The sequence below is a fragment of the Mesorhizobium sp. M8A.F.Ca.ET.218.01.1.1 genome, from assembly GCF_004791165.1.
Lineage (GTDB): Bacteria > Pseudomonadota > Alphaproteobacteria > Rhizobiales > Rhizobiaceae > Mesorhizobium.
Genome location: NZ_SRUZ01000001.1, coordinates 1,109,114 through 1,128,734, shown reverse-complemented (window position 1 = coordinate 1,128,734; position 19,621 = coordinate 1,109,114). Strand labels below are relative to the sequence as shown.

Sequence of the window (19,621 nt, the reverse complement as noted above, 5' to 3'; positions counted from 1 at the left end):
GGTCTCAGCCCTTCTTCTTTTTCTTCGGCTTTTCGGCTTTCTTCACCGGCTTGGCGGCCTTGGCCTTTTCCGCCGCCTTTGAAGCCGCGGGCTTCTTCGCCGCCAGCTTGGCGAGCTGTTTGGTATAATCCTTGTGCAGCGCGCCGGCGCCCCAGCCCTTGCCCTTGTTCTGCTTCGACAGCGCATCCATGATCGCGACCAGATTGTCGTCGCGGATCTTTTCCAGCTCGCGGATCGACAGGCCGTGCGCCTGGTCGTCCGACTGGGTGGCGATCAGGTCGACCAGCTCGTCGTTGAACTCCGGAACGTCCATCAGCTTGGTCCACGGCCATTTCAGGCAGGGCCCGAACTGCGCCATGAAGTGGCGCATGCCGGCCTCGCCGCCGGCGACGCGGTAGACCTGGAACATGCCCATCTGCGCCCAGCGCAGGCCGAAGCCATAACGCATGATGTCGTCGAGTTCCTCGACCGTGCAGATGCCGTCCTTGATCAGCCACAGCGCCTCGCGCCAGGCGGCTTCGAGCAGGCGGTCGCCGACGAAAGCTTCGATCTCCTTGCGGATCACGACCGGCTTCATGCCGATCGAGGCATAGATTTCCTTGGCGACCTCGACAGCCTCGGGGAAGGTCTGGTCGCCGCCGACGATCTCGACCAGCGGCAGCAGGTAGACCGGGTTGAACGGATGGCCGACGACCAGCCGCTCCGGATGCTTCTTCATCGCCACCTGCATGTCGGTCGGCTTGATGCCGGAGGTCGAGGAGCCGACAATGGCGTTGGCCGGCGCATGCGCATCGATCTCGGCCAGCACCCTGTGCTTGAGATCGAGCCGTTCCGGCACGCTCTCCTGGATGAAATCGGCATCGGCGACCGCTTCGGCGATCGTCTTGGCGAAGGTGAGCTTGCCCTCCTTGGGCAGACCGCCGGGCACCATCTGCTTATAGGCGCGGCGCGCGCCCTTCATCACTTCCGAAACCTTGCGTGAAGCTTCCGGATCGGGATCGAAAATGGAGACGTCGATGCCGTTCAAGAGCAGGCGCGCGACCCAGCCGGCCCCGATGACACCGCCGCCAATGGCGGCCGCCTTGTTGATGATGCTCATTGAGAGGCTCCGGTTCTTGTCCTGGCGGTTTCGGGATCGATGAGAGGCACGCGCTCGCCGGCGCGGATGACGGATGGGTCGTAGGCCTTGCGGGCGAAGACTTCGAGCACGAAGGGTCGGAAGAATTCGATCGGCAGCGTCTCATAGTCGGGGTCGAAGCTCGACTGGTCCCAGCGCTCGCAGAACTGGTCGCAATCGTCGAAATAGGCGTGGCCGGCGAAGCGGTCGCGGGCATGGCGGTTGCCGCCGAGATGGTGGGCATAGTAGAGGCGCTGGAAGTCGCCGTGTTTCTCCACCACCCAGGTGCATTGCTCGCGCACAAACGGCTTCAGGATCGAAGCGGCGTATTCGTCGTGATTGTAGGGCGCGTAGATGTCGCCGATGTCGTGCAGCAGCGCGCAGGCGATCCAGTCGGTGTCGGCGCCGTCGCGCCAGGCCCGTGTCGCCGCCTGCAGCGAATGGCCGAGCCGGGTGATCTTGTAGCCGGACAGGCCTTCGTCGAGCTGGACCAGCGCGTCGAGCAGCCGCTCGCCGGTCCTGGCCGCATAGTCGATTTCATGGGCGGTCAGGAACTCGTGGTCTTGCCTGTCGCCATCCTTCATCGCGGTGAATTTGACGGTAGCCATAGCGACCCTCCCTGCGAATTAATCTTCTTGTTTGAGCATGATCTCTGGACAAACGAGAACCGTTTGTCCGAGAAAACCGGTTCCCACTTTCGGGATCATGCTCATGCCGCTATCGGCGCTCGCTTGGTCAGGTTGAGCTTCTTGCGCACTTCTTCCGGGCCAAGAATCCTGGCGCCGAGATTGGTGACGATCGAGGCGGCGCGCTCGACCAGCTGGGCATTGGTCGCCAGCACGCCCTTGTCGAGCCAGAGATTGTCTTCCAGGCCGACGCGGACATTGCCGCCGGCGAGCACCGCCGCCGCCGCATAGGCCATTTGGTTGCGGCCGATGGCGAAGGCCGACCAGTTCCAGGTCGACGGCACGTTGTTGACCATCGCCATGAAGGTGTTGAGGTCGTCGGGCGCCCCCCACGGCACACCCATGCAAAGCTGCACCAGCGCGTCGGGGTTGAGCACCTTTTCCTCGACCAGTTGCTTGGCGAACCAGAGATGCCCGGTGTCGAAGGCCTCGATTTCCGGCTTGACGCCGAGCGCCGTCATCATGCCGCCCATGGCGCGCAGCATGCCGGGCGTGTTGGTCATGACATAGTCGGCTTCGGCGAAATTCATGGTGCCGCAGTCCAGCGTGCAGATTTCCGGCAGGCACTGGCGCACATGTTCCATGCGGTTGGTGGCGCCGCCCATGTCGGTGCCCTTTTCGTTGAGCGGCAACGGCGCTTCCGGCGAGCCGAACACCATGTCGCCGCCCATGCCGGCGGTCAGGTTCAGGATGACGTCGACGTCAGCCGCGCGGATACGCTCGGTCACCTCGCGATAGAGATGCACGTCGCGCCTGGGCTTGCCGGTTTCGGGGTCGCGCACATGGCAATGGACGATGGCCGCACCCGCCTTGGCCGCATCGATGGCCGAGTCGGCGATCTGCTTGGGCGAGCGCGGCACATGCGGGCTGCGGTCCTGCGAGCCGCCGGAACCGGTCACGGCACAGGTAATGAAAACCTCACGGTTCATCGCGAGCGGCATCGAAACTCTCCTCCCATTCGAAACAGCCACTAGCATCGCTCGCCTTGATCCAGGCTGCTTTGCGTTTTACGAAGGCGATATGATCAAAAGCGAAAAATCTGTCTTTCGCGCCGAACGCGAGACCCTCAAGGTGACGTTCCTGGTGTTTTCCGGGTCGTCGATCATGTGCGTCGCCTCGGCCGTCGACCCGCTGCGCGCCGCCAACCGCATCTCCGGCGAGACCCTGTTCGATTTCAAGCTGGTCTCGGTCACCGGCGAGGCTCCGGTCACCACCTGCGGCCTGCCGGTCGCGGTCAGCGGGCGTTTCGACGCGGCGGAGCCGACCGACGTTCTCGTCGTCGTCGCCGGTTTCGGCACGCAGAATTACGCGACGTCGGGTCTGCTTTCAGGTTTGCGGAGGGCGGCGCGAGCGGCCCGCGCGTGCGGCGGGGTCGAGGCCGGCACCTGGCTGGTGGCGCGTGCCGGCTTGCTGGAAGGGCGCAGCGCTACCACCCATTGGGAGGACATGGAGGATTTTTCCTCGGCCTTCCCTGGCGTCGACGTCCGTCCGGACCGCTATGTCATCGACGGGCCGGTGTTCACCTCGGGCGGCGCGTCGCCGACTTTCGACCTGATGCTGCATCTCATTCGCACGCGCCTCGGCATGGCCGTGGCGCTCGATGTCGCCAGCGTCTTCATCTACGACCAGGCCCGGGCCGCGACCGATGCCCAGCCGCTGGTCTCGCTCGGCCGGCTCGACGGCTATGATCCGCGCCTGGCGCAGGCCATCCGGCTGATGGAATCGCATGTCGATCAGCCGTTGACCGTCGAGGCGGTCGCCAAACGCGCCGGGGTGACGGCGCGGACCCTGGAAAGCATCTTTCGCAAGTCGATCGGCGAGACGCCGGGCGCCTATTATCTCAGGCTGCGGCTGGGCGCCGCGCGCCGGCTCGTGGTCGACACGCGGATCGCCATGGCGGATATTGCCGGGCGGACGGGGTTCTCGTCGGCCGCGGCTTTTTCCAGGGCATTTTCAAGAGCTTTCGGCGAAGCCCCTGTCAGGCTTCGCCGGGGTTGATTGGGGCCGGGGTTGATTGGGGCCTGGGTTGATTCGGGCCGGAGTTGATTCGGCCAGGGTTGATTTGGGAAGTCAGGCAGCATTCCGGCGGTCGCTGCCGCCGTCGATCTGCGAGCGCATCTGCCGCGCGAGATGGGTCTCGAAGCGGCTGGCAACGGCGCGGTCCCATTCATTGGTGCTGCGTGCGCCCTGTTTTGGATGCGGCATTGCCATCAGCCGGTCAATGATCGATCCGGCTTCGCCAGGTGAGAGCAGGGCGTCGATTTCACGTTCGTTCTGCATATCGGTTCGCCTCCTTCTTCCTCTCCCGCCACGAGCGATACCTATACGAGATTCGTGACGGCAGTTTGAAGGCAAGAGCGAGGTCATTGAGAGGCGGCAAGGGGCAAAACCTTGTCGTCGGTTTCAGCATGGCGCGCAAAATGTTTCCGCGCGCCAAGCTTTCGAATCGCATAGTGCGCCGGCTTGGATTGCCGACGGCCAGGCAGCGTCAGACGTAGCGGTTGACGATGTTTTCGAGCAGTTCCTGGCGGCCGGAACGCGGCTGCGGCTCGATCTTCTTCTTCACCACGCGTTCGGCGATCTCTTCCAGCGTCCGCTTGCCCGACAGCATCGCCTTGGCCTCGGCGCTGTTCCAGCCGGCGTAGCGTTCGGCGAGCGGGCCCGACAATGCCTTGTCCTCGACCATGCGGGCCGCCGCCTTGAGGCCGCGCGCGCAAGAATCCATGCCGCCGATGTGGCCGATCAGCAGGTCCTGCGGGTCGAGCGACTGGCGGCGCAGCTTGGCGTCGAAATTGGTGCCGCCGGTCTTGAAGCCGCCAGCCTGGAGGACCTGGTAGTAGGCGAGCGCCATCTCCGGCACGTTGTTGGGGAACTGGTCGGTATCCCAGCCCGACTGGTAGTCGTTGCGGTTCATGTCGATCGAGCCGAAGACGCCGAGCGCATTGGCCAGGGCCAGTTCGTGCTCGAAGGAATGGCCGGCCAGGATGGCGTGGCCCTGCTCGATGTTGAGCTTGACCTCCTTTTCCAGGCCGAAGCGCTTGAGGAAGCCGTAAACGGTCGCGACGTCGTAGTCATATTGGTGCTTTGTCGGCTCCTGTGGCTTCGGCTCGATCAGGATCGTGCCCTTGAAGCCGATCTTGTGCTTGTAGTCGACGACGAGGTTCAGGAAGCGGCCGGCCTGTTCCTGCTCGCGGGCAAGGTCGGTGTTGAGCAGGGTCTCGTACCCCTCGCGCCCGCCCCACAGCACGTAGTTCTCGCCCTTCAGCCGCTTGGTGACGTCGATGCAGCTCTTCACCGTCGCAGCCGCATAGGCGAACACATCCGGATCGGGATTGGTCGCGGCACCGGACATGAAGCGGCGGTTGGAGAACAGGTTCGCCGTGCCCCAGAGAAGCTTGACGCCGGTCTGCTTCATCTTTCCGGCAAAATAGTCGGCGATTTCATCCAGCCGGGCCGCACTTTCGGAGAAATCCTTGCCCTCGGGCCGTACATCGGCGTCATGGAAGCAGAAATAGGGAGCGCCGAGCAGCGAGAACATCTCGAAGGCCACATCCGCCTTCAGTTTCGCCAGTTCCATCGTGTCGACGCCGCCGGCCTTGGGGAACCAGGGACGGTCGAAGGTCTGGCCGCCGAACGGGTCGCCGCCCGGCCAGGCGAAGGAATGCCAGTAGGCGACGGCAAAGCGCAGATGGTCTTCCAGACGCTTGCCAGCCACCACTTCGTCGGGATTGTAGAAACGATAGGCCAGCGGATTGGTCGAATCCGGTCCCTCATATTTGATCTTCTGGATGTCGCCGAAAAAGCCGCTGTTCATGTTCTCTTCCTCTCCAAGATAGTTTTGCCTGATTACCTCAGGCGTAATTGGTTTCACGCCGGTGCTGGTCGAAAACGGTCACGTCAAAACCGTCAAACGAAGGAGACAGATCATGACCGACCTCAACACGATCGCCCAAAACTACATCACCGCCTGGAACGAGAGCGATGCCGGCCGCCGGGCAGCGTTGCTCAAGGCTGTTTTCACCGAAGACATCAGCTATCGCGATCCGCTCATGCAGGGCGACGGCCATGAAGGCGTCGCGGCGCTGATCGACGGCGTGCAGCAGCGCTTTGCCGGCTTCCGCTTCTCTCTGAAGGGGACTCCGGACGGCTTTGCCGACAAGATCCGGTTTTCGTGGAATCTCGGGCCGGAAGGGGTCCCGTCCGTCATCGAAGGCACCGACATCGGCATCATCGAGGACGGTCGCCTGAAAAGCGTGACCGGCTTCCTCGACAAGGTGCCGGCGCAGTGAGGTCACCTCGTCAAGACGTGGTGGAGAATACCAATCGCCAAAGTCGGTGCTGTCCCTCATCGCCCTGCCGGGCACTTCACCCCGTATAGTGACGGGGAGAAGGGGGCTGGCCGCAACCTTGGCGCCTTCGTCACTACGCTGGTGATTGGCGAAACCGGTGACGGGAGCGCCCCTCTCCCCGTCCCTATGCGGGGAGAGGATGCCGGCAGGCAGGTGAGGGGCAGCGCCGGCGCCCTGATAAAGAGGGTGGGACACGCCCCAACTCACGCGGTTACAGCCCTGATCGCCGGGTAAAGCGCCCGGTAGCGGTGATAGGCATCGGCATAGGCGTTGCCGAGCGCCGCATCCGGTTCGATCGTGGCGTCTGTCTTCGGCGCCGTGCACACGGCCAGCGGATCCGCCCCTGTCGCGGCGATAAGGCCAAGCCGCGCAGCCCCAAACGCGGCGCCGAAATCGCCGTCGGCTGGGATGTCGACCGGAAGCTGCAGCGCGGTGGCGATGGCCTTCAGCCAGTAGCGCGAGCGCGAGCCGCCGCCGATCGCCGTCACCCGCGTCAAGGTGGTGCCGGCTGTCTTCAACGCTTCGAGGCTGTCGCGGAAGGCGAAGGCGACGCCTTCGAGCACGGCCTGGGTCAGCACGGCGCGGCCCGATTCATGCGCGAGGCCGGTGAAGGAACCGCGAATGGCGGAATCATTGTGTGGCGTGCGCTCGCCCGAAAGATAGGGCAGGAAGGACACGCCGGTCGGCGCTTTCAGCGTCTCGCCGAGTTCCGACGTCAACTCGCCTGCGCCCCTGCCCGTGATCTCCGACAGCCAGTTGAGCGAATCGCTCGCCGACAGGATGACGCCCATCTGGTGCCAGGTGCTGGGCAACGCATGGCAGAAGGTATGCACCGCGCTTGCCGGATTGGGCAGATAGGCGGCGTTGGCGGCAAACAGCACGCCCGACGTGCCGAGCGAGACAAAGGCGTGGCCGGCGCGGACCGTGCCCATGCCGCAGGCGGAAGCCGCGTTGTCGCCGGCGCCGCCAGCCACCGGAATGCCGGCCGCGATACCCCATTGCGAGGCGAGTTCGGCGCGCAGCCCGCCAGCCTTCGCGGTGCCCTCGACCAGCGCCGGCATATGGCTCTCGTCGAGCGATGTCGCCGCGAGCAGGTCCGCCGACCAGCGGCGCTTGCCGACATCGAGCCAGGATGTACCGGCTGCATCAGACATTTCGGAAATGTGTTCCCCGGTCAGCCAAAGCCGCAGGAAGTCCTTGGGCAAAAGCACCTTTGCCACCTTGGCGAAGACAGCGGGCTCGTTGTTCTTCACCCAGGCCAGCTTCGGCGCGGTGAAGCCGGGAAAGACGATGTTGCCGGTGAGCGCGCGGAAGCGTGGATCGGCGTCGAGCGCGGCCGCCTCGATATGGCTGCGCGTGTCATTCCAGAGGATGCAGGGACGCAGCACCTGATCGGCCGCGTCGAGCAAGGTCGCGCCATGCATCTGGCCCGACAGGCCGATGCCCTTAACCGCCGCGAACTGCCCGGGATGCGACGCCTTCAGTTCGGCGATCGCGTCTTGGCAGGCGCGTATCCAGTGCAGCGGATCCTGCTCGGACCAGCCGGGATGCGGGCGCGAAACGTCAAGCGTGCCATGGCCGGAGCCGATGACGCCCTGTCCGGCATCGATCAGCAGCGCCTTGACGCCCGATGTCCCCAGGTCGAGGCCGAGATACATGGTTTCCTCCCACGTTCTTATTTTTTTCGGATTCCGAAAAATATGCTTCAGCCAGTTTTTAAGGCAAGATCCGCTCCGGGTCAATTCTCTGACAAATCCGCGGCGCGTCTCGAAAACAGCGCCGACAGCGGACTGTCCGGGCGTACCATCGAGCGCTCCATCGTCAGCACCTTGGCGAGCGCGCCGTCGCCGGCGCGCAGGGCGGCCTCGATCAGCGTGAGATCGATGACGTCGCGCTGCGCGTGGCTGCCGCCAAAGCGATGGGCGATCGCCCGGATGGGCCGGATCAATCGGATGGTCTCGGCGTAATTGCCCTCCCCGAACGCCTTGATCGCAAGCGTCAGGGGGTGCCCCACATCCCGCGTGAAAGCGGCATTGTCCGCATCGCCCCGCATCGCCTCGCGCTGGGCCTCGAGCAAGGTCCGGGCCGGGGCGTCGAGCCCGGCGCCGACAAAGGCCATCATCGCATGGGCGTCGTTGAACGCGTAATTGCCGGAGGCGGCCCTGGGCACCCAATTGGCAGCCAGCGCCGCCCAGCGGTCGCCGACATCGACGTCACCGAGATGAAGCCGCCACAGGATTGCCGATGCATCGACCATGTTGAGCGCCAGCGTCGATCTGGCGCCGTAGATCGGTCCGTCATAGAGCGCCAGCACCTCGCCGGTCTCGCCGAGATCGTAGTGGAACAGCGCCAGGTGCCACCAATTGTGAACCTGGAGGAAGCTCTCCTTGGTCCAGGCTTCGGTATCGGCGTGCATCCAGGCAATGCCATCCCTTTGCCGGCTTTGCATCTCCATCACATGCGCCACCGCATGTTGCGCCCAGCCGTCGCGCGGTTCGATCTCGACCGCTCTGCGACCCAGCCTTTCGGCCTGTGCGTATTCAGCCATCTCTTCGAGCCCGAACGCCTGCATGCCGAGGATGGCGTGGTAACCCCGCATGTCCGCCTGCCATGACGGCAGGGCGCGGGCGATGCGGTCGCGCAGCATGCGGGCGTTGCCGGTGAAGAAATCGACCTGGTGTCCGACCTGGAGCGCCACGGCATCGAGCGGGAAATCGATCGCTATGTCCTGAAGGATGCCGGAAGCCTGATGCCAGCGGCCGTTGGCGAGGTGGCCGAGGGCTGAGACATGCGCTCGTTCGCGCGTTGTCGCGGCAAGCGGCAGCGCCGCCTCGTGGCAGGTCCTGGCCACGGCCGTAGCTTCCGGCTCGGTGGCAAGGCCGAAGAGATAGCCCTTGAAGACATGCGCCATGACGAAACCGGGGTCCTGCGCGATGGCGCGATCGACGGAGTTGACCGGATCGCCGATGAAACACTGCAATTCGCGCACGGCCTGGCCGTAGAGCGCGAATCCGGCTTCCGTCGCGCCCGAAACTGCCAAGCCGAATGTGTCTTTGATTGGCATGCGAGAGTCCTTGGTCAGACCCGGATGAGCATGATGCCCCTCGGTCCAACATCATCTTAAAGCATGGGCGAAGGCGATGCCATTTCACGGGCACATCTGCGCCATGTCAGTTATTTTTGCAGTTCATCAACCATGAGAGGCAGATTAGGCTTTGTAAAACTGGACGAATTGTGGCTTCAATGCGGCGCGGGTAAGGGGCTTGAAATCGCGATCTGAGAGGGGACGCGATGCGGAACTTTGAAATACAGCCTCCGAACAGCGGTTCGGAGCACATCGGCGAGGCTATTTCTTTGACGCGGCGAAGGCCTAGGCGAATCAATCCTGGGTTTATTAGCTTACTTGCAACTACAGCGCTTATGTTGCTGCCTGGCTCCGCGGCCTTCGCGGCATGCGTGCTGGTTCCGTCTCCGGGAAATGACACCTTCACTTGCGATAGTGGCGATTCGAGCGGCAGCCTCAACGATACCAGCGGCAACAACACGCTGACCTTCCCGGCTGGCGGCACCGGCCATGTGAGCGGCAATGTCACATTCGGCGCCGGCACGGACCGCATCGACATGCAGTCCGGCACCATCACCGGCGCGGTCGATCAGGGCGACGGCACGGATTTCTTCGCCATCGGCGGCGGCACGGTCGCCGGCAATGTCCAGCAGGGCGCCGGCATCGACGACTTCAGCATGAGCGGCGGCCAGGTCGGTTCGCTGAACCAGGGCGACGGGCTGGACACCTTCACCATGACGGGCGGCCGCATCGTCGATTTCTTCGACGATGGGGACCGTGCCGTGATGACCGGCGGCCGCATCGGCCGCGTCAACATGAAGCTCGACAAGAACTATTTCAACATGTCGGGCGGCATCATCGACCGCAACCTCGTCACCGGCTTCGATCAGGACACCATCATTCTCTCCGGTGGCACGATCGGCGGCAACATCAGCGTCAGCGGCGGCAACGACAGCGTGACGATCACAGGCGGCACGGTGGGCGGCGATGTGCTGATGAGCTTCGGCGCGGACAATTTCGTCTGGAACGGCGGCGGCATCATCTATGGCTCGGTCGACCTCGGCGCCGACAACGATACCGCCAAACTCAGCAATCTCACCAACGCCAATCTCGGCGGAGCCGATGCGCTGAATGGCGGCCTCGGCACCGATGCGCTTACCTTCGACAACGTCAAGCTGGAAGGCATCGCCAGGGTCCAGAACTGGGAAACCATAGACGCCACCAACGATACCCAGTTGATCCTCGACGGCAATCTCGTACTGGGCGACAGCGGCACGGGCACCGGAAGGCTCAGCGTCGACCAGGCAAGCACGCTCTATGGCGGCGGTGGCTTCAACAGTTCCATCCAGGCCTTCACCTCGGGCCAACTGGCCGATGTGGTCAATGCCGGCCGCATCGACCTGACCAACGGCGGCACCGGTGCTTCCGATCGCCTGACCATATCCGGCAATTATGTCGGCATGGGCGGGCTGCTTCTCCTCCAGACCGAGCTTGGCGACGACAGCTCCGCTTCCGACCGGCTGGTGCTGTCCGGCGGCACGGCCTCCGGCTCGACCGGCATCGCCGTGGTCAATGTCGGCGGCGCCGGGGCGCAGACCACGTCCGACGGCATCATGCTCGTCCAGGCGGTCAACGGCGCCACGTCGAGCGCAAGCGCCTTTGCCCTCGATGCGCCGGTCGCCGCCGGCGCCTTCGAATATTATCTCTTCAAGGGCGGCGTCAGCGCCGGCAGCGCGGAGAACTGGTATCTGCGTTCGACGCTGAACACACCGGCAACACCGGCCGCCGGGCCGTCGGCGCTCGAACCGACGCCGCAACCAGAACCGGAGCCGCCGCAGGCCGAGCCGCCGCCACCGCCGTCCGAGCTGCCGCCGGTGCCGGTGCCGACCGACGGCGACATCAACAATCCGCCGGTCGATTCGACACCGCCAGTGCAGGCGAGCGACCCCGAACCCGAGGCGCCGCCGCCACCGCCGCCAGCGCCGCCGGCGGATCCACCACCGCCACCACCGGTGGTGCCGACCGCCGTTCCGCACCTGCCGACGCCGGCAGCCGGCGAGACGATCCTGCTCTACCGCATCGAGGTGCCGACCTATTCGGCTTTGCCGCCGGTGGCCGAGCACCTTGCGATGACGACGCTCGGCACCTTCCACGAGCGGCGCGGCGAACAGAGTCTGTTGTCGAATGCCGAGCTGTCGCCTGTCTGGGGCCGCATCTACGGCCAGGACGCCGAAATGGGCTGGTCGGGAACGGTGTCGCCGTCTTTCGACGGCACCTTGTTCGGCCTGCAGGCGGGCTTCGACGTCTTCGGCCGCGAAACCGCTTCGGGCGGCATCGATCGCGCCGGCCTCTTCGTCGCCTATGCCAGCATGAAGGGTGACGTGCGCGGCCAGGCTCTGGGGCAGAATGATCTGTCCGTGGGCGGGCTCGATGTCAGCGGCACCAGCGTCGGCGGCTACTGGACCCGCATCGGCCAGGGCGGCTGGTACCTCGACGGGGTGCTCATCGCCACCTTCTTCGGCGGCGACGCGACGTCGTCGCGCGACGTTGGCATCGACATTGGCGGAACAGGTGTCACCGCCTCGCTGGAGGGCGGCTATCCCATAGCGCTGGCGCAGGGCTGGACGCTGGAACCACAGGCGCAACTGATCTGGCAGCATCTGTCGCTCGACGATACCAAGGACCGTTTCTCGTCGGTCTCATTCGATAGCGACGGCAGCGTCACCGGCCGGCTGGGCGCTCGGCTGCAGGGCGAAGCCTCTGTCAACGGCATAGCGCTGCAGCCCTATCTCAAGGCCAATATCTGGCATGATTTCGGCGGCACCGACCGTGTCAGCTTCGACACCACCGACATCTCGACCGAGGGCAGGTCGACCTCGTTCGAGTTCGGCGGCGGTATCGTCGCCAAGGTGACGGACAAGGTCAGCATCTTCGCCACCGGCGATTACACCACCAACCTCGACGGCGACAAACGCCGCATCCTCGAGGGCAATCTGGGCTTCAGCGTCAAATGGTGAAGCAAGCTGTGCTGATGTTCAGCTAGTGCCAGCCTGACCTGAATCTCAACACGCCTTGGCCGCGCCTGCTTTCTCAATTGCCGGACCGCATCGCCACCGTGGCGATGCCGGCGCCGACCAGCAGCGTGCCGCCGGTGCGGTTGAAGATGCGGATCGCCCTGGGATCGCGCACCACGTTGCGGGCGCGTGCCGCGATCAGCGCGTAACCGAAGGCGTTGGCGAAGGCGAGCGCCAGGAAGGTCGTCTCGAAAACCAGCATCTGCGTCCAGAAACTGGCATGCCGGTCGAGAAACTGCGGCAGGAACGCAACGAAGAAGGTGATGCTCTTCGGGTTGAGCGCGGTGACCAGCCAGGCATGCGCCATCATCTTGGCCGAAGACACCGCGTCGGTGCGCGGTTCGGCCTTCAGCGTGCCGCCGGCGCGGAACAGTTTCACGCCGAGATAGATCAGATAGCCGGCGCCGATCAGCTTCAGGACGGTGAAGACACCAGCGGAAGCCGCCAGCAGCGCGCCGATGCCCAGCATCGACAAGGTCATGGCGGTGAAGTCGCCGAGCGCCACGCCGACGGCCATCGGCAAGGCGGTGCGCCAGCCCTGGCCCAGCGCATAGGACACGACCAGAAGGATGGTCGGGCCCGGGATGACAAGGAGGATGGTCGACGCGGCAGCGAAGGCGGCCCAGTTTTCGAAGGACATGCTCGTCTCCTTTGAGCTCAAAGAAGAGGATAAATCCTTGGGTCCCGAAGAATGTAAAGGGCCGAATCTTTGTTTTTTGCGCATTCCGGCCGGGCAACCGGTACGACCTTATGGACTACGACATCAATTGCGCCAGCGGCAGCCCGGTGTCAGTTCGCGCCGCCCAGCGTGCTCACGATATCGGCCAGGCTGACATTGGCACCGAGAACCGTGGCGGCCGCGACAATGGCAGCGGCAAAAAGCTTGATGTCGGTTTTTAACGTCTTGCACATGGAGGCCGCTCGCTGATCATCGGGAGAGGTAGGAAACACCAGCGCCGGGATTGTGACCTGACAGGGGCGATTTTGTGCCTGACACTGGATGACGGTCGCCGGGAGGGCGGAACGGCGTTTCCGGCAATGCGCAAACGCAAGCAGCGCAAGGCATTCACGCTTTATCAACCATGAATGATGAAAATGCCCGCTATCCGGCCGGACCGTGCTTCCCGCCGACAGCGTAGGGTTTGGGTATATGCGTGAGTTGCCGCAAGGTCCGACGCCGCCGCGAAACGGCGACGAAATCGAAACCGATCTTCTCCTCTCCCGCCGCGCCGTCCTGTCCGGGGCGGGCGCCTTGGCGCTGCTCGGCGTCGCCGGCTGCTCGACTTCGGGTGGCGGCGGCCTGCCGGCGCTCCAGCTCGACGATACGGTCACCGGGTCGGTGCCGATCCGGCCCTCGATCAGCGTCGACAAGAACATCACCAGCGCCGACGTCATGTATGCCGCGCTGACCGACAACGGCTTCAACGTGCCCGAGGTGCCCTATCTCAAGGTGAAGCCGGAATTCCGCCGCCAGATCGTCGTCGACACGACAGGCGAGGCGCCCGGCACGATCGTCGTGCATCTCAAGGAGCGCATGCTCTATCTCGTCCAGCCGGGTGGCGACGCCATCCGCTACGGCGTCGGCATCGGCAAGGACGGGTTCCGCTGGTCCGGCCGGGCCAACATCCAGTACGGCCGCGAATGGCCGACCTGGACGCCGCCGCCCGAAATGATCCAGCGCAAGCCGGAACTGGTGAAGTGGCAGGGCGGCCAGCCCGGCGGCCTCACCAATCCGCTTGGCGCCCGCGCGCTCTACATCTACCAGGATGGCAAGGACACCGGCTACCGCATCCACGGCTCGCCCGAATGGTGGAGCATCGGCCAGGCGATGTCGTCGGGCTGCGTGCGCCTGATCAACCAGGACATCATCGACCTCTACAGCCGGGTATCGAAGAAAAACCCCGTCGTCGTCATGTGATCGTGGCCACGTTTTGCGGCCGCCAGACTCTTCCGTTGCGCGAGGCGAGAAGACAGGCCAAGGTGCCTTGAAAACCTCGGGAGACGTCAGGAATGGCCGGAACTTTTGTTATCGCGCAGGGCGGCGGCCCTACCGCCGTGATCAACCAGACGGTGGTGGGCGCCACTCTGGAGATCCGCAAGCGCCATCCCGGCGCCAAGGTGCTGGGCTCGATCCACGGCGTGCGCGGCATTCGTGACGGCAACTATGTCGACCTTTCGGCCATTCCCGAGGACCGGCTGCGGCTGATTGCCGGAACGCCGAGCGCGGCACTGGGCTCGACGCGCGACAAGCCGGATGCTGCCTATTGCGAGGTCATCCTGAAGGGCCTGCAGAAGGCGGGCGCCGACGCCTTCATCTATATTGGCGGCAACGACACCTCGGGCACGCAGCAGATCCTGACCGATGCCGCCGGCGGCAAGATCGCTTTCGTCCATGCGCCGAAAACCATCGACAACGATCTCGAGGAAAACGACCATACGCCGGGCTTCATCTCGGCGGCCGAATTCGTCGCCGGCGCCTTCCTGTCGGTCGACCTCGATTTTCGCGCGCTGCCCGGCATCTATGTCGGCATCGTCATGGGCCGGCATGCCGGCTTCCTGACCGCGGCCGCCGCGGCCTGGCAGCTCGACCCCGACAGCGGCCCGCATCTCGTCTACGCGCCGGAGCGGCCGTTCTCCGCCGCAGGCTTCATCGAGGACGTGCGCGCCACGCTCGACCGCCACAAGCGCTGTATCGTCGCCGTGTCGGAAGGCGTCAGCACCGCCGACGGCAAGGCGCTGGTCGAAAGCCTGGTGCCGGCGGACAAGCTCGAACGCGACCAGCACGGCAACGTCAAATTGTCGGGCAGCGACCTGCCTGCGGCGCTCGAACGGGCATTGGCCGAAGGGCTGCCGGGCAAGCGCGCCCGCGTCGACGCACTCGGCTACATGCCGCGCGGCTATGTCGGCGCCATCAGCGCGGTCGACGCGCAGGAGGCCTTCGATGCCGGCGCCTTCGCCGTCGGCGTCGCCGAACAGGGCGGCGGCTCGGTCGCGCTGCAGTATGATGGCAGCAAAATAGTGCTGAAGAAGGTGCCGCTGAAGAACGTCGCCGGCAAGACCCGGCACATGCCCGACGATTTCATGAAGTCCGACGCCAACCAACTGTCCGAGACCGGCATGGCCTATCTCAAGCGGCTGGTGCCGGAAAAATACAAGGTCGGAAAACCGTTCGTCTGATCTTGGGCTTGGAATTAATGCCTGGTCCCGCCTGATGGAAAACTGGTTCAGCAAGCGCATCGTCGACGACAGGACGATGATGCTGACCGAGCCGTTCGTGCACGACTATGTGCGCGCCAACATCTTGCATTTCACCGGTCGCGACGCCGACCTTCTGGTCGACACCGGCATGGGCATCTGTCCGCTGGCGCCGCAGATAGAGACGCCCGCAGGCAAGCCGCTTCTGGTCGTCGCCACCCATATCCACCTCGACCATGTCGGCTCGCTGCACGAATTTCCGCTGCGGGCCGGGCCAAGGATGAGCGCGGCGCAATTCGAGAGCATGGATGAGGCCGCGACCTACGCCTACATGTTTCACGATCTCGAGGGCGCGGTTTCGAAGCTGCCCGAGCCGGGTTGGAAGTCGGCGGATTACAAGATCCCATCGGCGCCGCTGACGCGGACCCTTGATGAGGGCGACGTGGTCGACCTCGGCGACCGGCAATTTCGCGTGCTGCACCTTCCCGGCCACTCGCCGGATTCGATCGCGCTGTTCGACGAGGCCGATGGCCTGTTCTTTAGTGGCGACGCCATCTATGACGACACGCTGATCGACGATCTGCCGGATTCCGACAGGGGCGCTTATGCCAGCACGATGCGGCGCCTGCTCGACCTGCCGATCCGCATCGGCCATGGCGGCCACGGCCCGAGTTTCGACGGCAAGCGCATGCGTGAAATCGCGTCGGCCTATCTGCGATCCGTAAGCGCGCTCTGAATTAAATCTTCGTAAGGTCGGGCAAAAACCCTAATTCGGGCCATTCGGCACCCTAGATACCTCATGTCGATCCGGCCGGCCGCCATGTACGGCGAGACAGGCCATCCCGGCCGTCGACACGCTGACGGGCGCCTTCTCCCAAGAGCCGCCCGAAGCGCCGGATCAACCCTCGCCCGGACAGAACGACCATGTCACCTCTTGGTATTCTTCGTAGGCATCGCGTCGCCGCCCTGCTGGGCGCCGCGCTGATCATCTCCCCCGCCGTCGTCTCCCTCGCTCAAAATGCCGGCAATGGTGGCTTGAGCAACGTCGTTGCGACGACGCAGACCCCTGTCGCAGGGATAACGGCTCCGAACGGCTCGTTCGCGCCGACCGTGGCCGCGACCAAGCCCGCTGTCGTCACCGTCACGACAGTCATGAAAGGGCAGCCGGAAGCCATGAGCGAAGGTTCGCCTGACGGTTCGCCCTTTGGCGGCAATTCGCCCTTCGACGACTATTTCCGCCAGTTCTTCGGCGATCAGCGCATGCCTGGTCCAAAGACGCCTCCACAGCAGCAACAGTCGCCGCGTGCCGAGGCGCTCGGTTCGGGCTTCATCGTCAGCGCCGACGGCACCATCGTCACCAACAACCACGTCGTCGACGGCGCCTCCTCGATCAAGGTCACGCTCGACGACGGCACGGAGCTTCCGGCCAAGCTGGTCGGTCACGACGCCAAGAACGATCTCGCGGTGTTGAAGATCAAGGCCGGCAAGTCGCTGCCGACCGTGAAATGGGGCGACTCCGACAAGCTCATGACAGGCGACCAGGTGTTGGCGATCGGCAATCCGTTCGGCATCGGCACCACGGTCACGGCCGGCATTGTCTCGGCGCGTGGCCGTGACCTGCACAGCGGGCCGTTCGACGATTTCATTCAAATCGACGCGCCGATCAATCACGGCAATTCCGGCGGCCCGCTGGTGGATGTCAGCGGCAATGTCGTCGGCATCAACACGGCGATCTATTCGCCGAATGGCGGCAGCGTCGGTGTCGGCTTCGCCATTCCATCGGACCAGGCTCAGAAGGTGGTTGCCAAGCTGATGAAGGGTGGCGACATCGAATACGGCTATCTCGGCGTCGAGATCCAGCCCGTCACCCCGGACGTGGCCAGCGCCATCGGGCTCGACCATCCCGCCGGCGCCTTGGTCTCGCAGGTCAATGACGGCTCGCCCGCGGCCAAGGCCGGTGTCGAGACCGGCGATGTCATCACCAGCTTCGCCGGACAGGACGTCAAGGATCCCAAGGATCTGTCGCGGGCCGTCGCCGACGTCGCGCCGGGTGCCAGGAAGACACTGGATGTCTGGCGCAAGGGCAAGGCCATGCGGATTTCCGTCGATGTCGGCCGCAACAGCGACGATGTGAAAACGGCATCGACCGGCGATTCCAGCGCGCCGGGGACAGAACAGGGCTCCCGCGCGCCGGCCATCGGCCTCGGCCTGATGGACATCACGCCCGACATCCGCCAGCAGATGAACCTGGCCGACAACGAGCGCGGCGCGGTGGTCGCCACCGTCAACCCGGACAAGGCCGCGGCCACCGCCGGCATCCAGCCCGGCGACATCATCGTCGCCGTCAACCAGGCGCCGGTGAAGAACGCCAGGCAGGTCACGCAAGCCATCGCGCAGGCCGGCAAATCAGGCCGCAAGTCGGTGCTGCTACTGGTCGAACGCGAGGGCAGCCAGATCTATGTCGCCGTCCCGTTCGCCAATGGCTGAACCGTGATCCCGCATTTCGCTCGTAGCAGGTTCGACGAACCTGCTACGAGCTGCTAGCGCGCGGCTGTATCGGCGCGGATGAGCACTGTCACCGAACCATTCTGGAGCAGCAAGCGGTAGCCCCGCAGCGCGTCTGCGACCGCGGGGTTGTCGCGAAGTGGCCTCGGCGGAGGGGGGTTGTCCGCGATCTTCAGCAATACCGGGGCACTGGGTACCGTCGTCCCATCGTCAAGGACGATGTCCGGCCGTTTGGTGGTCACTTCCTTCGCAATATCGAGAATGTATGTGTCCCGCAGTGCCTGCAGTTCCTTCCGTGTGACCGGATCCCTCCCCGCCTCGATCAGCAGCCCGGAATCCCTGACCATCCACGCGGAGGGGTGACGACCGACAAGGCGGCCACCGACCGCCCGCACGAGTGGGTTGCCGACCTGCAGCCGAGAGCCGATCGACATGACGGTGGGGCGATCGACGGCGATGGCGATGGCGGCTGTCGCCGCGTCCAGATCGCCGCGAGGCTGCAACAGGGCTGAGACCTGTCCCTGAAGGGCGATCAGTATCAACAGAAGCAGGCCGAGCGCGGTTCCGGTCCTGGCCAAGATGGTCAGGTCCCGCCACGGCGGCCGCCGGACAAATTGGAGCAGGAATGCCAGAGCGCCAAATGTCAGGAACGGCAGCGCCTGATAGGTCCAACCCTTGCCCATCATGAGGAAAGCGGGGACATAAGCCGTCCCGGCCAGAAGCAGTATTTTCGCATCGCGATGAATACGGTCGGGGCGAGCCATTGCGAGCGTGGTCGCCGCCATTGCCAGGAACCCTTCGACCGGCCAGAGCGTCAACATATCAACGACCGGCGCGCGCATCGGCAGATAGACCTGACGCAGCAACGGCAAGACATCGGTGAAGAAGGGGCGCATGAAGACGGCGACCGCAGTCAGATAGATGACGGTCAAGAAGCCGCCGACGACATTCTCCGTCGTCCAAAGCGGACGCAATGAGCGTCGTTGCAGCGCAACCACCAAGGCCGGCACCGCCAGCGCCAGCACACTGTAAGGAGGCTTGATCATGACGAAGACAGCGGCGCCGGCACCCGCAACGATCCGCTCGGCAGCGCTGCCGGCGTGGAAGTCCACTCTGTGATCGCGCACCGAGAACAGAGCCAGCCATGGCAGCAAGGCAATGACGGAAATCTGCTCGCGTTGGCCGAAATCCAGCGGCAGCAGGAACAGCACGCAAAACACCGCGACCGGAGCGAGCCAGGCGTATCGCTTGAGCGATTCATCGGCCTGGATGAGAATGCGGGCCGAAAACCAGATTGAAGCAACCGCCAGCGCCGCCAGTCCAACGCTCAGCCAGAGTTCCGCCGCGAGCCCGGTCAGCCGCTCCATGACAAGGAAGGGCAGATAGAGCCAGGTTGAAAACGGCGGGTTGGCCTCGGCAATATCAACGTAAAGGCGTTCGCCATTGAGGACGCGGTCGCCGACCGTCAGCAGCCAGGAGACGTCGACATTGACCGGTAGAAGAAGCGAGGTGATGGTCGCATAGGCGACGATCAGCAACGTTGCAGCGGCCGGAGCACCGAGACGAGACGCGGCCTGGCTGGAATTCAAGCTTGCCGGCTTGCCCGGGGCAATGAGCGGCGCATCCATGCC

General features: G+C 64.5%; 17 protein-coding genes. 8 read left to right on the top strand and 9 right to left on the bottom strand.

From position 1 onward, the window contains the following. Positions 1 to 4: 4 nt before the first annotated feature. The 3 genes from EN861_RS05460 to EN861_RS05450 form a co-directional block, all read right to left on the bottom strand. Complete coding sequence (locus EN861_RS05460) at positions 5 to 1,099, bottom strand: carnitine 3-dehydrogenase (RefSeq protein ID WP_127277789.1); 1,095 nt, start codon at positions 1,097 to 1,099, stop codon at positions 5 to 7. Beyond that, entirely contained in the window at positions 1,096 to 1,725 is a 630-nt protein-coding gene (locus EN861_RS05455; RefSeq protein ID WP_135862765.1) for an HD domain-containing protein, read from the bottom strand. The genes EN861_RS05460 and EN861_RS05455 overlap by 4 nt, the downstream gene beginning before the upstream one ends. Positions 1,726 to 1,826: 101 nt before the next feature. Next, positions 1,827 to 2,744 carry a 3-keto-5-aminohexanoate cleavage protein gene (locus tag EN861_RS05450; RefSeq protein ID WP_091586279.1) on the bottom strand — a complete coding sequence of 306 codons (918 nt, stop codon included), beginning with the start codon at positions 2,742 to 2,744 and terminating at the stop codon, positions 1,827 to 1,829. 79 nt (positions 2,745 to 2,823) lie between these two features. Here EN861_RS05450 and EN861_RS05445 point away from each other — a divergent pair, with 79 nt between their 5' ends. Next, entirely contained in the window at positions 2,824 to 3,801 is a 978-nt protein-coding gene (locus tag EN861_RS05445) for a GlxA family transcriptional regulator (RefSeq protein WP_135862763.1), read from the top strand. A gap of 72 nt (positions 3,802 to 3,873) precedes the next feature. Here EN861_RS05445 and EN861_RS05440 read toward each other — a convergent pair whose 3' ends face one another. Continuing rightward, positions 3,874 to 4,083, bottom strand: coding sequence for a hypothetical protein (locus EN861_RS05440; protein WP_127279348.1), 210 nt, complete (start codon positions 4,081 to 4,083; stop codon positions 3,874 to 3,876). A 208-nt stretch (positions 4,084 to 4,291) separates the two neighbouring features. Then, the gene (gene xylA, locus EN861_RS05435) at positions 4,292 to 5,617 is read right to left on the bottom strand and encodes a xylose isomerase (RefSeq protein WP_135862761.1); all 1,326 of its coding nucleotides are present in this window, start codon (positions 5,615 to 5,617) and stop codon (positions 4,292 to 4,294) included. A 112-nt stretch (positions 5,618 to 5,729) separates the two neighbouring features. Between xylA and EN861_RS05430 the strand changes: the two genes are divergently transcribed. Further along, entirely contained in the window at positions 5,730 to 6,092 is a 363-nt protein-coding gene (locus EN861_RS05430) for a nuclear transport factor 2 family protein (protein WP_135862758.1), read from the top strand. A gap of 263 nt (positions 6,093 to 6,355) precedes the next feature. Here the strand turns inward: EN861_RS05430 and xylB are convergent, their stop codons facing one another. Both xylB and EN861_RS05415 read right to left on the bottom strand, forming a co-directional pair. Next, positions 6,356 to 7,810, bottom strand: coding sequence for a xylulokinase (xylB, locus tag EN861_RS05420; RefSeq protein WP_135862756.1), 1,455 nt, complete (start codon positions 7,808 to 7,810; stop codon positions 6,356 to 6,358). An 80-nt stretch (positions 7,811 to 7,890) separates the two neighbouring features. Next, positions 7,891 to 9,216, bottom strand: coding sequence for a tetratricopeptide repeat protein (locus EN861_RS05415; protein ID WP_135862754.1), 1,326 nt, complete (start codon positions 9,214 to 9,216; stop codon positions 7,891 to 7,893). Positions 9,217 to 9,443: 227 nt separating this feature from the next. Here EN861_RS05415 and EN861_RS05410 point away from each other — a divergent pair, with 227 nt between their 5' ends. Continuing rightward, entirely contained in the window at positions 9,444 to 12,233 is a 2,790-nt protein-coding gene (locus EN861_RS05410; RefSeq protein ID WP_135862752.1) for an autotransporter outer membrane beta-barrel domain-containing protein, read from the top strand. 73 nt (positions 12,234 to 12,306) lie between these two features. Here the strand turns inward: EN861_RS05410 and EN861_RS05405 are convergent, their stop codons facing one another. Next, on the bottom strand, positions 12,307 to 12,930 hold the full coding sequence (locus EN861_RS05405) for a LysE family translocator (protein WP_135862750.1): 624 nt from the start codon (positions 12,928 to 12,930) through the stop codon (positions 12,307 to 12,309). Positions 12,931 to 13,040: 110 nt separating this feature from the next. Here EN861_RS05405 and EN861_RS35295 point away from each other — a divergent pair, with 110 nt between their 5' ends. The 5 genes from EN861_RS35295 (at position 13,041) to EN861_RS05380 (ending at position 17,972) form a co-directional block, all read left to right on the top strand. After that, positions 13,041 to 13,190 (top strand): hypothetical protein, encoded by a 150-nt coding sequence (locus EN861_RS35295; protein WP_167531394.1) that lies wholly within the window; start codon positions 13,041 to 13,043, stop codon positions 13,188 to 13,190. A gap of 250 nt (positions 13,191 to 13,440) precedes the next feature. Beyond that, complete coding sequence (locus tag EN861_RS05395; RefSeq protein WP_135862748.1) at positions 13,441 to 14,208, top strand: L,D-transpeptidase; 768 nt, start codon at positions 13,441 to 13,443, stop codon at positions 14,206 to 14,208. Between the two features lie 92 nt (positions 14,209 to 14,300). Then, a complete protein-coding gene (locus EN861_RS05390) occupies positions 14,301 to 15,467 on the top strand; it encodes a diphosphate--fructose-6-phosphate 1-phosphotransferase (protein WP_135862746.1) in 1,167 nt (388 codons plus the stop codon). Between the two features lie 34 nt (positions 15,468 to 15,501). Further along, positions 15,502 to 16,221: an MBL fold metallo-hydrolase gene (locus EN861_RS05385; RefSeq protein WP_135862743.1), complete on the top strand. Its 720-nt coding sequence runs from the start codon at positions 15,502 to 15,504 to the stop codon at positions 16,219 to 16,221. 188 nt (positions 16,222 to 16,409) lie between these two features. Further along, a complete protein-coding gene (locus tag EN861_RS05380; RefSeq protein WP_135862741.1) occupies positions 16,410 to 17,972 on the top strand; it encodes a DegQ family serine endoprotease in 1,563 nt (520 codons plus the stop codon). Positions 17,973 to 18,025: 53 nt separating this feature from the next. On the opposite strand, the gene EN861_RS05375 is transcribed toward EN861_RS05380, so the two are convergent. After that, entirely contained in the window at positions 18,026 to 19,618 is a 1,593-nt protein-coding gene (locus EN861_RS05375; RefSeq protein WP_135862739.1) for a hypothetical protein, read from the bottom strand. Positions 19,619 to 19,621: the final 3 nt, after the last annotated feature.